This window comes from Enterobacter cloacae complex sp. P27C (assembly GCF_014895705.1).
Lineage (GTDB): Bacteria > Pseudomonadota > Gammaproteobacteria > Enterobacterales > Enterobacteriaceae > Enterobacter > Enterobacter bugandensis.
Genome location: NZ_JADBQB010000005.1, coordinates 1 through 11766, shown reverse-complemented (window position 1 = coordinate 11766; position 11766 = coordinate 1). Strand labels below are relative to the sequence as shown.

The 11766-nt window shown below is 56.2% G+C and carries 10 protein-coding genes; 7 read left to right on the top strand and 3 right to left on the bottom strand.

Annotated elements, in window-relative coordinates:
* Positions 1 to 85: 85 nt before the first annotated feature.
* Positions 86 to 1423: a TolC family outer membrane protein gene (locus IM291_RS11245; RefSeq protein ID WP_041910078.1), complete on the bottom strand. Its 1338-nt coding sequence runs from the start codon at positions 1421 to 1423 to the stop codon at positions 86 to 88.
* A 716-nt stretch (positions 1424 to 2139) separates the two neighbouring features.
* Between IM291_RS11245 and IM291_RS11240 the strand changes: the two genes are divergently transcribed.
* A complete protein-coding gene (locus IM291_RS11240) occupies positions 2140 to 2883 on the top strand; it encodes a DeoR/GlpR family DNA-binding transcription regulator (RefSeq protein ID WP_028013082.1) in 744 nt (247 codons plus the stop codon).
* A gap of 13 nt (positions 2884 to 2896) precedes the next feature.
* Positions 2897 to 3964: an oxidoreductase gene (locus IM291_RS11235; protein WP_192986878.1), complete on the top strand. Its 1068-nt coding sequence runs from the start codon at positions 2897 to 2899 to the stop codon at positions 3962 to 3964.
* A gap of 44 nt (positions 3965 to 4008) precedes the next feature.
* Here the strand turns inward: IM291_RS11235 and cybB are convergent, their stop codons facing one another.
* On the bottom strand, positions 4009 to 4539 hold the full coding sequence (gene cybB, locus IM291_RS11230; protein WP_032644876.1) for a cytochrome b561: 531 nt from the start codon (positions 4537 to 4539) through the stop codon (positions 4009 to 4011).
* A 188-nt stretch (positions 4540 to 4727) separates the two neighbouring features.
* Between cybB and gap the strand changes: the two genes are divergently transcribed.
* A complete protein-coding gene (gap, locus tag IM291_RS11225) occupies positions 4728 to 5729 on the top strand; it encodes a type I glyceraldehyde-3-phosphate dehydrogenase (RefSeq protein WP_028013079.1) in 1002 nt (333 codons plus the stop codon).
* A gap of 42 nt (positions 5730 to 5771) precedes the next feature.
* Here gap and IM291_RS11220 read toward each other — a convergent pair whose 3' ends face one another.
* On the bottom strand, positions 5772 to 6566 hold the full coding sequence (locus tag IM291_RS11220) for a YdcF family protein (protein ID WP_192986877.1): 795 nt from the start codon (positions 6564 to 6566) through the stop codon (positions 5772 to 5774).
* 202 nt (positions 6567 to 6768) lie between these two features.
* On the opposite strand from IM291_RS11220, the gene IM291_RS11215 reads away from it, so the two are divergent.
* The 4 genes from IM291_RS11215 (at position 6769) to IM291_RS11200 (ending at position 11664) form a co-directional block, all read left to right on the top strand.
* Positions 6769 to 8421: an MFS transporter gene (locus IM291_RS11215; RefSeq protein ID WP_032644875.1), complete on the top strand. Its 1653-nt coding sequence runs from the start codon at positions 6769 to 6771 to the stop codon at positions 8419 to 8421.
* A 22-nt stretch (positions 8422 to 8443) separates the two neighbouring features.
* Complete coding sequence (locus IM291_RS11210) at positions 8444 to 9523, top strand: HlyD family secretion protein (RefSeq protein WP_028013076.1); 1080 nt, start codon at positions 8444 to 8446, stop codon at positions 9521 to 9523.
* Positions 9523 to 10902, top strand: a complete 1380-nt coding sequence (locus IM291_RS11205; RefSeq protein WP_048999255.1) for an efflux transporter outer membrane subunit — start codon at positions 9523 to 9525, stop codon at positions 10900 to 10902. The genes IM291_RS11210 and IM291_RS11205 overlap by 1 nt, the downstream gene beginning before the upstream one ends.
* Positions 10903 to 11004: 102 nt before the next feature.
* A complete protein-coding gene (locus IM291_RS11200; protein ID WP_192986875.1) occupies positions 11005 to 11664 on the top strand; it encodes an O-methyltransferase in 660 nt (219 codons plus the stop codon).
* The last annotated feature ends 102 nt before the right edge of the window (positions 11665 to 11766 follow it).

The following is an 11766-nucleotide window of genomic DNA, read 5'->3' as shown; positions in this document are numbered from 1 at the left end:
ATATCCACCAGACGGATGTAGCTATCCCTGGGAAAAAACACCCATTATTTTCAGACTTATTTCGTGCAGCTATGCGTGGCTTTTGTTAACTCAAATCGGGTAATTTTGCGGCAGCGTTTTTCTCTATTCCAATAAGCGGCATTAAATTATCAACCGCGGAAGCATAATTAATTGCCGAACTCCAGCCATCATACTCGGCAATTATTTTCGCCGACGTGGCCTGCCAGACATCCTGCTCAACGCTGAGCAAATCATTAATGCTCCGCTTGCTCAGGGTGTATTCATTTTTATAAACCTCGCGGGCCCGCAGCGCATTTTCCAGCTGCCGCTTCCCGGCCTCCATTCTTCCCCGTGCGCCGGTCCAGTCAGCTTGCGCGACGGAGGCCTTTTGCAGCACGTCGAAACGCGCCTGATCGACCTGAGATGACGCCATCGCCCGTGCACCCTCAGCCTGACGCACGCGTGCGGATACCGCGCCGCCCTGATAAAGCGGTGCGTCAATATTGAGCTGGATCTGGTCGTCCCAGTATGAGCGGTTGTCCGACTCGTAACGCGTGCGTCCCCCCTTCAGGCTCAGGGTTGGCCAGTGCTGGGACTTCGCCGTTTCAACACCATACTGGGCCGAACGTTCCATATTCTGCGCGGCCATTACCGCCGGTATTAACGAATAATCAATGCGGTTGAGCGAATCCGGCTCAACGGCGAGGTTTGCGGGTACCGGCGAATAATGATCTGCCTGCATTCCGGTTAATACCGCGAGCCTTGCGCGGGCGCTGTTCAACGCGGCGTTATACTGCGCCACCGTCGCCTGCATGCCGGCAATACGCGTGCGGGTCTGGAGTTCATCGGAGGTGGAACTCACGCCCGCATCGGCGCGCAGTTTTGCCAGCTGCTCCACGTTTTTCAGTGCCTGAACATTCTCTTTTGCCGCCTGTAGCAGGTCGGAATAACGTTTGACCTCCACGTAGCCGAGCGCCGTTTTTTCCGCCACGTCAGAAAGCGTGCTCATCAGCTGGTAGCGGTAGCTATCGCGCTGTGCGGAAGACTGGCTGATGCTGTTGTTGGTCTTGCCAAAATCGTATATCAGCTGGGTCAGGCTCACCCCCCAGGCCGCAGAATTCTTCAGCGAACCGCTGGAATCGGTGGTCTGGCTATGCCCCGTACTCCCGTTCAACGCTATTTGCGGCATCCAGCCGCTGCGCGCCTCGTCTATTTGCGCCTGACCAATACCTAACTGCGCGGCCTGCTGGCTAATTGACGGATCGCGATCGATAGCGAAAAGAATACTTTCCTTTAAGGTCGTCGTTGCCATCGGGGCAATACCTACCGCGCCACTATTGGCATAAGCCGTATTTAGGGCTAATGAAATTAACGCCAGCGTAGCTATAAATTGGCGTGAAACAGGCTTGCGTAATATCGTCATTTTATCTCCCTGACTCTGAGTGATACTCAAGCAATTACCCAAAAAGAGGTACAGATAATTAGACAAATATCTTATTTAACTTCCTCGCTAAATTTCAGGTAAAGCTCCCCATACCCATTTCCGATGGAGATGAGATCCGCCTTTGTCTTATTAAATTTAAGAAATTACTTATTTCATAAGTTGATTTGCAGCATAACAAAATGTGGTATAGGCCACTACACCCACAATGTTAATGCGGTGTTACATATAAGAAAAAACATGGGGTTTCTGGACAAAACTCCGAAAGTAGCCTTTCAGATGAAACATCAAAACACACTGTAATTTAAGGAAAATTCTTAATCTCCTCTGCGCACATTTTTGCGTTAATTTCTGAGTGGGTCAGACACAAAGATTTTCAAAGAAGTGTCAACTTAAGTAAGAGCCATCGATTTGTTGAAAAATAATTCTAATAAAAAACATAAATCAGACATTAAATGCTTTATTTTAATTACATATCAGCATATTCCACCAGTTAATGACAATGCGTTGGTTACATAACCCAAATCGTTGATTAAAACATAACATTAACACTGTGGTTAACATTCAGAACGGCTTAATGATATCCGCTTAATATAATTCCAATAATTAAACATCAACCTGGTTTACGATACTCCTTCCTTCTGCGTCAAAATGCTGTATTATGCGATTTATTGCGACATTTTGCAGGATTGCTGCCCATGCACAAAACCGCACGTCAACGCTATGTCCTTGATATTCTCAGTGAACAAGGTCAGGCCAGCATCACCGAGCTGGCAGAAAAGCTGCAGGTTTCGGCGGATACCGTTCGTCGGGATCTGACCGATCTGGAAAATCAGGGGCTTGCCCAGAAGAATCACGGCGGGGCTATTGCTCTGAATCTTTCGGCCATGAATCGTCAGGGCCGCAATACCCTGTTGCCGGAAACCAAGCAGCGCTTGGGGAAACAGGTTGCGCAGGCGGTTCCGCCGGGTTCCACCCTGTTTCTGGATGCCGGCAGTACGGTGATGGCCGTCGCTACTTTTCTGCAGGGACCTCACACCGTGATCACTACCTCGCTGGATATCGCCCAGCATTTTAGCGACCGGGAAGACATTGAGCTTATTCTGCTCGGTGGAAAATGGGACCCGAAGCAGCGCCTGTTTGCCGGCAGCGCCACGTTGTCCCTGCTGTCACGCTATCGGGCCGATATCGCCATTCTTGGGGCGTGCGCCCTTCATGCCGAACTCGGTTTGAGTGCCGGTAAAGAAGCGGATGCCGAGGTGAAACGCGCGATGCTCGCCGCAAGCCATGCGCACTGGATTGTTGCCGATCACCTGAAAGTTAACCGCTGCGAGCCGTATCTGGTCTCCGGGCTCACCGATATTCATCAACTCTTTTTAGATCGTCCCTGGCCTGAGCTTGGGGACCCTGGCGCATTACGGGTCACGGTGTGCGCGCAATAACGTGGAGAAGGTCATGAGTAAAGTTCAAACAATCAACATTGCGCTGATCGGGTATGGTTTTGTCGGTAAAACCTTCCATGCCCCGCTGATCCAGTCCGTGGACGGGCTCAAGCTGGCGGTGGTCTCTTCCCGTGATGAAGAGAAAGTGAAGCGCGATCTTCCGGATGTGCTGGTGGTAGCCACGCCCGAAGAAGCCATTCAACATCCTGATGTTGACCTGGTGGTTATTGCCTCCCCTAACGCCACCCACGCGCCGCTGGCGACGCTGGCCCTGAACTCGGGAAAACACGTGGTCGTGGATAAGCCTTTCACTCTGGATTTGCAGGAAGCCCGGGACCTGATTGCCCTGGCGGATGAAAAGCAGCTTCTGCTCTCCGTTTTCCACAACCGCCGCTGGGACAGTGATTTCCTCGGCATTAAGCAGATTATTGAGCAAGGCACGGTTGGCAAGGTTAAACATCTGGAGTCGCATATTGACCGCTTCCGCCCGGAAGTGCGCGTGCGCTGGCGCGAGCAGAACGTCCCCGGCAGCGGTCTGTGGTTTGACCTGGGCCCTCACCTGATCGACCAGACGCTTCAGCTGTTTGGCCTGCCAGAGTCTGTTCAGGGAAATATTGCCACGCTGCGCGACGGCGCAGAGGTTAACGACTGGGCGCACGTGGTCCTCAATTACCCGGATCATAAGGTGGTTCTGCACGCCAGCATGCTGGTGGCTGGCGGTACGGCGCGCTTTACCGTTCACGGGGACAAAGGCAGCGTGGTGAAAGCCAGAATCGATCGCCAGGAAGCGCAGCTGCTGGCTGGCGTAATCCCCGGCAGCGACGCCTGGGGCGAAGACGACGACAGCATGGTGTTCTTCGGAGCTGATGGTGAACCCCAAACGATTGCCACGCCAAAGGGCGATCAGCGGCAGTACTACATCAACGTGCGGGATGCGATGCTCGGGAAGATCGCCAATCCCGTTCATCCTGTCGAGGCGTTAGCGGTCATGGCTGTTCTGGAAGCGGCGGTGAAATCGTCAGAGACGGGGTCAACGCAGACGCTGGCGTTAACTGATGAAGAGCGTGTTCTTGTGGGTTAAAAAACAAGCCGGGTGGCGCTGCGCCGCCCGGCACGAGTTTAAGACTACTGACGCTTATTCGGCATCATGCGCAAAAGAGTATTATCTTTCCAGAAATAGTGGTGCATCAGCGCCGCAAAGGCGTGCAGACCAATCACGAAATAGCCCAGATTTGCCAGCGTAACGTGCCACTCCTTCAGCACATCCACCAGGTCAAAATTCCCCTCCGCCGCGTGAGGCATCGCCAGACCAAAGGCGAACCAGTCGTTTCCACGGTTATACATCATTACAATGCCAATCAGCGGAAGCGCAATAAACAGCAGATAGACGATCAGATGCCCAAGGTGGGACATACCGGTAATCATCGCTTTGGGTTTAGGCTGAATGGGCGGTGCGGGAAACTTCAGGCGGATCAGCAATCTCGCCACCATCAGCACCAGAACCGAGATGCCGCAGGAGACGTGGATCATGTTAATAAGCGGTCGATCGGAACGCGGGAAAAAGCCTCTGAATTCCATCGCGCAGTAGGCGACAACGATTAACAAAAACACCAGCCAGTGAATCGTGATTTGAAGGCTTGTATATTTAGTGCGCATGGGATTTCCTGAAATAAACAGTCACCGCGCCAACATAATCTCCTTTCCTTAAAAATTCATTAACTTTTCTGTATGGTTTTTCAAATACTTCCCCTCGCATGAAGCATCTTCAATTGCTGCCCTGCCCGTGATGGTCTAAGCCTGGATGAGTTCAAACTGTCGTATCGACACGTTCACAGGAGAACACCATGAGTAAAATTGGCATTAATGGATTTGGACGCATTGGACGCCTTGTGCTGCGCCGCCTTCTTGAAACCCAGGACAGCAATACCGTCGTCGCCATCAACGACCTCACCTCCCCGAAAGTCCTGGCCTACCTGCTCAGGCATGATTCCAACTACGGTGGCTTCCCCTGGAGCGTGGACTTCACCGAGGATGCGCTGATTGTCGACGGTAAAACCATCGCGGTGTACGCCGAAAAGGAGGCAAAGCACATTCCGTGGAAAGCCGCGGGCGTGGATATCGTCGTGGAGTGCACCGGCTTTTATACCTCAGAAGAAAAATCGCGGGCGCACCTGGACGCCGGTGCGAAGAAAGTTCTGATTTCGGCGCCCGCGGGTGAGATGAAGACCATCGTCTATAGCGTGAATGACGATACCATTGACGCCAGTGATACTATTATTTCCGTCGCGTCCTGCACCACCAACTGCCTCGCCCCGCTGGCAAAAGCCCTGAACGACGCGTTTGAAATTAAAGTGGGCACCATGACCACCATTCATGCCTATACCGGCACCCAGGCGCTGGTGGATGGCCCGCGCGGGAAAGATTTGCGCGCCTCGCGGGCGGCGGCAGAAAATATTATTCCGCATACCACCGGTGCGGCGAAAGCCATCGGCCTGGTGATCCCCGCGCTCAGCGGCAAACTAAAGGGTCACGCCCAGCGCGTGCCGGTGAAAACCGGATCGGTAACCGAGCTGGTAGCGATTCTGGGTAAAAAGGTGACGGTCGAGGAGATCAACGCCGCGTTGAAAAAGGCGACCCAGGGGAATAAATCGTTCGGGTATACCGATGACGAGATCGTGTCGTCAGATGTGATTGGCTCGCACTATGGTTCGGTGTTTGACGCCACGCAGACGGAGGTGTCAGAAGCGGGAGACCTGCAGCTGGTGAAAGCCGTTGCCTGGTATGACAACGAGTATGGGTTTGTGACGCAGCTGGTGCGGACGCTGGATAAGTTTGCGGCGCTGTGATTCTCCCCTCACCCTAACCCTCTCCCCAATGGGGCGAGGGGATTAGATGATTTTACGCGCCACCTTCAGGACTGGGTCCTGTTGAAGCTGTCTCCATGCGGCGGTGACGGTTTCAGGGAATTCAACGTGGGCGATAAAATCCCGCCCGGCCGGGCCATAGCCGTTGGCGTCATCATACAGCCGCGGTAGTTCACCCAGAACCAGCGACAGATACCGGTCAACGGGCCACAGCCCGGCGTTGACCCCACTAAACTCCACGCCCTCTGTGCCGTTTTGCAGCACTGGCGTAAACCCGGGATGGCTGATCCACTGCGGTGATGCGGGTTCATCGCGGCACACGCGGGCAAACGTCGCCATCGTGCGGCGCTGCATCGTTGGGTCCTGCACCACCAGCACGCGCCCGCTTGTCCGCTGACGCTCTTTCAGCATGTTCCAGCTAAAGCGCGCGTTTTCACCGCAGTTGGTGGAGCGATCTTCAACCCACACGCGCGCCTCGGGGATCTGCCAGAACGCCCGCGCAACGTCGGCAAGAATGCTTGCTTCGGCCCGCCCTTCGACTTGTAAGGTGTGATAACGCGGATGATTTCCGATAGCTGAATATAAAAACGCGGTTGAATGACCAATACCTCCGCTAATCAGGAGCGGGATTTCTCGCTGCGCGGCAATACGGCAGGCTGCATCAATGGTCGGGATCACCGCGTTCCCTGCCAGAATTACCGCATCGACGTCCGGGTACAGGCGGCTGTCGCTCAGGTCATCCTGCGCCAGCCATTCACCGACAGTATTAATGGCCGCCAGCGTGGCATCCGGCAGGATGGGAAAATGGGTCTGTTCCATGATGAACTCCTTCTCGCTATCCCTGCAGGGTAGCGACTTCAGGTTCTCAACACAACGGCGACATCGGGCCGCTCTTTTTCCTTAAATTTCTTTCGTACATTTGATTAACATGCGCAAATCATATTCACTTGAATTATCATTTGCGGCAGACGTAGAATCGCTAGCCCGCTAATTATTCAATCATTTCTAAGGTAATGACGTTATGCGCCTGCCCGAACGCGACCCTTATGCTCCTCGCGAGTGGCAGCCCCATGAGAAACCCGCCCTGCTGGGTTCGCCTTCCACTCCCGAGCACAGTACGCCAAAACGCGTCGCCTATGGCGTCGTTGGGCTGCTGGTTTGCCTGACGGGGGCGCTGGGCAATGCGGTGGTCACCGCCAACCTGCAAAACCTGCAGGGGACCTTCGGGGCCTGGTCGACCGAAATCGCCTGGCTGCCCGCAGTCTATGTGATGACCAACATCTCCATTAACCTGCTGCTGGTCAAATTTCGTCAACAGTACGGCCTGCGCGCCTTTACGGAAGGTTTTCTGGTGCTCTACGTGCTGGTCACCTTTTTCCACCTGTTCGTTAACGACCTCAGCTCCGCGCTGATGGTACGCGCCGCGCACGGGATGGTGGCCGCCGCGCTCAGCTCGCTGGGGATTTACTACCAAATCCAGGCCTGGCCTGCGAAGCATCGCCTGAAGGCGCTTACCATCGGGATCACCGGATCGTCGCTCGCTATTCCGCTGGCGCGTCTGTTTTCCACTGAGCTTCTCCAGCTGGACGAGTGGCGCGGGCTCTATTTCTTTGAACTGGGGCTGGCGCTGATCTCCCTGGCCTGCGTAATCGCCTTAAAACTGCCGCCGGGTGACCGACGCAAGGTCTTCGAGAAGAAAGACTTTGTCACCTTCTTTTTACTGGCTCCCGGAATGGCCCTGCTCTGCGCCGTGCTCTCTTTAGGCCGTCTTGACTGGTGGTTTGAGGCGCCGTGGATCGGCTGGTCGCTGGCGCTATCGCTGGTGCTGATTGTTTCCGCTATCGTGTTTGAACATAACCGCGCCAACCCGCTGCTGAACACCCGCTGGCTGTCGAGCGGCAGCATCGTTCGCCTGGGGCTGATCATGCTGTTGATCCGCATCGTGCTGGCGGAGCAAAATACCGGCGTCATCGGCTGGCTGCAGTACGTGGGGTTACAGAATGAGCAGATGACCCATCTGGCGTGGTCCATTTTCGCCGGGATCGTCTGCGGGATCGTCACCAGCTGCCTCACCATCAAGCCCACAAAGCTGGCGTGGCCGATTATCACCTCTCTGGCGCTGATGATTGTTGCCTCGCTGCTGGACAGCCAGTCCAATAACCTGACCCGCCCGGATCAGCTGATGGTCAGCCAATTCCTGCTGGGCTTCGGCAGCGCCTTCTTCCTGGCGCCCGCCATGCTGGCCGCCATTGGCGGGGTAATTGCCGACCCGCGTAACCTGGTCAGCTTTTCGGTCATGTTTGGCATGAGCCAGAACCTCGGCGGCCTGCTGGGATCGGCGATTCTCGGCACCTTCCAGACCTGGCGCGAGAAATACCACTCCAGCCTGCTGGCGGATCAGCTCACCACGCTTAACCCGCTGGTCAACGAGCGGATTCAGCTTTATACCCAGATGTATAAAAGCCTGATTGGCGACAGTACGCTGCTGGGAACGCAGGCCATTACCCAGCTACAGACGGTGACCAGCCTTGAGGCAAATATTCTGGCCTACAACGATACTTATCTGCTGACGGCAAGCATCGCTGCCGCCACGCTGGTCTGGATTTTATGGCGCTTGCTGCGCCTGCGCATTACTGCCCGTATGGCGCTGAAGAACGCCACCGGCAACAAATAATTGTAATATTTCTGGAGAGTTTATGAGTCAGCAGGATGCCGCCAAAGAGCAGGCCAACACCCGCAAAAATGTGCGCATTGTTTCCGTTTTCACCGCCGCTGCCATCGGTATTGTCGGCGTGCTGGTCATTCTTTACGCCTGGCAGCTGCCGCCGTTTACCCGCCACGCGCAGTTTACCGACAACGCCTACGTGCGCGGCCAGACGACGTTCATTAGCCCCCAGGTTAACGGCTATATCACCGAGGTGAAGGTTCAGGACTTTGTGCAGGTCAAAAAAGGCGATCTGCTGCTGCAGATCGATGACCGCATCTATCGCCAGCGCGTCCATCAGGCCGAGGCGCAGCTGGCGATGAAAATTGCCGCGCTGAATAACAACCTGCAGCAGCGGAAAAGCGCCGAAGCGACCATTGCCAAAAATGAAGCCGCGCTGAAAAATGCCCGCGCCCAGAGCCTGAAAACCCAGGCGGATTTAAAGCGCGTGAAGGATCTGACGGCGGATGGTTCGCTTTCCATTCGGGAGCGCGATGCCGCGCTGGCCAGTGCGGCTCAGGGCAGCGCAGATATCGACCAGGCGAAAGCCACGCTTGAGATGTCGCGTCAGGATCTGCAGACGGTGATTGTGAACCGCGGCGCGCTGGAGGCAGATGTTGAAAACGCCAAAGCGGCGCTGGAGCTGGCGCAGATTGACCTGCAAAACACCCGCATTATCGCCCCGCGCGACGGCCAGCTCGGCCAGATTGCCGTGCGTCTCGGCGCGTACGTGACCGCCGGAACGCACCTCACTACGCTGGTGCCGCCGCAGCACTGGGTGATTGCCAACATCAAAGAGACCCAGTTGGCGGAGCTGCGCGTCGGTCAGCCGGTGAAGTTTACCGTCGATGCCTTAAACAACAAAGCGTATCAGGGCCGCGTAGAGAGCATCTCGCCGGCGACCGGGGTTGAATTCAGCGCTATCACGCCGGACAACGCCACCGGCAACTTTGTCAAAATCGCCCAGCGTATTCCGGTGCGCATTGAGGTGCTCGGTAAGCCTGAAGAGTCTGCGCTGCTGCGTCCGGGTATGTCGGTACAGGTGACGATTGATACGCGGGAGGCGAAGTGATGATCCTTCGCCCGATAGCCGCGCTGGTGGGGGCGCTCATGCTGGCCGGATGCCAGTCCGTTGACGTCAAGCCGGCGCAGCCGACCCTGCAAATTCCGGCTCAATGGCGCGCCGTCTCAGGGCCAACCAGCCCGACGGAACAGCTCTGGTGGCGCAATTTTCATGACAACAACCTCAACCGCTATGTGGACCAGGCGCTAAAAAACAACAGCGACGTGCTGATCGCGCGGGAACGAATTAACGAGTATCAGGCGCGGGTCTTTGCCGCCGACGGCAGCCTGTTTCCTTCGCTCGACGCGGGCGTAACCGGGACGCGCGCCCGTTCTCAATCCGCCGCCACTGGGCTTCCGGTTTACAGCACGCTGTACAGAGGCAGCCTGACGGCGAGCTATGACGTTGATATCTGGGGCGTCAACCGCAGCACGTCCAATGCCGCCGAAGCCTCGCTGGAGGCGCAAAAAGCCGCCGCCGCGGCTGCGGATCTCACCGTCGCCTCGTCCGTTGCCTCCGGGTACGTCACCCTGCTCTCGCTTGATGAACAGCTGCGCGTGACCGAATCCACGCTGAAATCACGCGAAGAGGCGTTTAATCTTGCCAAACGCCAGCTTGAGACGGGCTACAGTTCGCGCCTGGAGCTGATGCAGTCGGATTCCGAGCTTCGCTCAACGCGAGCGCAGGTGCCCGTGCTGCGGCATCAGATTGCGCAGCAGGAGAATGCCCTGAGCCTGCTGCTGGGAAGCAATCCCGGTGCGGTAGCGCGTAGCGAAAGCTTTGCGACGCTGACGCCGCTCACGCTGCCGTCACAGCTGCCCTCCACGCTCCTGAATCGTCGGCCGGATATCGTGCAGGCTGAGCGACAGCTGGTTGCGGCTGATGCCTCGCTTGCCGCGTCACGCGCCAGCCTGCTGCCGTCGATCAACCTGACCGCAACCGGATCGATCCAGGATCGCACCCTTTCCGGCCTGCTGGACAACCCGCTCCAGCTCTGGAGCGCAGGCGGCAGCATTCTCGCCCCGCTGCTGAACCGCCAGGCGCTGAACGCGCAGGTGGATATTTCCCAGTCCCAGCGTAACCAGGCGCTGTATGCGTATGAAAAAACCGTGCGTAACGCGTTTGCCGAAGTGAACAACAGCCTTGATGCCATTACGCGCTATCAGGAACAGCTGACGGAGCTGCTTGCCCAGCAGGATGTGGCCCGGGAGACGCTGCGCATTGCGCAGAACCGCTATCGCAACGGTTATTCATCCTATCTTGACGTGCTGGACGCGCAGCGCACGCTGTACTCGGTCCAGACCAGCGTGGTGCAGGTCAAAAATAACCTGCTGCTGGCGCAGATTGATTTGTATAAAGCGCTGGGCGGAGGATGGGTCAGTGCCTGAAAACCTGCCCGGTGGCGCTTTGCTTACCGGACCTGCATTTCGCACCCGTAGGCCGGGTAAGGCGTAGCCGCCACCCGGCAATCCCTCTAAAGGAGTCAATCTATGCAACAACAATGGTCTGCAGTAGATAATTACATGATTTCTTCGCTTATCCCTGAGGATGAGGTTCTACAGAAGGTTCTTGAGAACAACAAACGCGCCGGGCTACCCGAACACGATGTTGCGGCCAATCAGGGACAGCTGCTGGCGCTGTTCGTGCGCATGACGCAGGCAAGACGCATTCTTGAGATCGGTACGCTGGGTGCCTTTAGCTCTATCTGGATGGCGCGCGCCCTGCCGCCGGACGGAAAGCTGATTACGCTCGAGGCGGACCCAACGCATGCCGATGTTGCCCGCCAGAATATTCGCCTCGCGGGGCTGAACGATCGTATTGAATTAATAGAAGGCCCGGCGCTGAACTCGCTGGAGAATTTCGGTGACGTTCCGCCGTTCGACCTGATCTTTATTGATGCCGATAAGCCAAACAATCCCGGCTATCTGGAGTGGGCGCTGCACTATTCCCGTCCCGGCACGGTGATTATCGGCGATAACGTGGTCCGCGACGGCGAGGTCATTAACGGGCAAAGCGACGACGCGCGCGTGCTGGGCGTGCGGCGTTTTATAGAGATGACGGGGGATAACCCACGCTTAACCGCCACCGCACTGCAAACGGTGGGGGTTAAGGGATGGGATGGGTTTACGCTGGCGATTGTGAATGGGTGAAGGCATCAGCCCGACCCTCTCCCTGTGTACAGTCCGGGGACATGGTAGACAGGTGTTCGGGGACATGGTGAACACTTTTTAACATCCTTTACCCATGGTGAT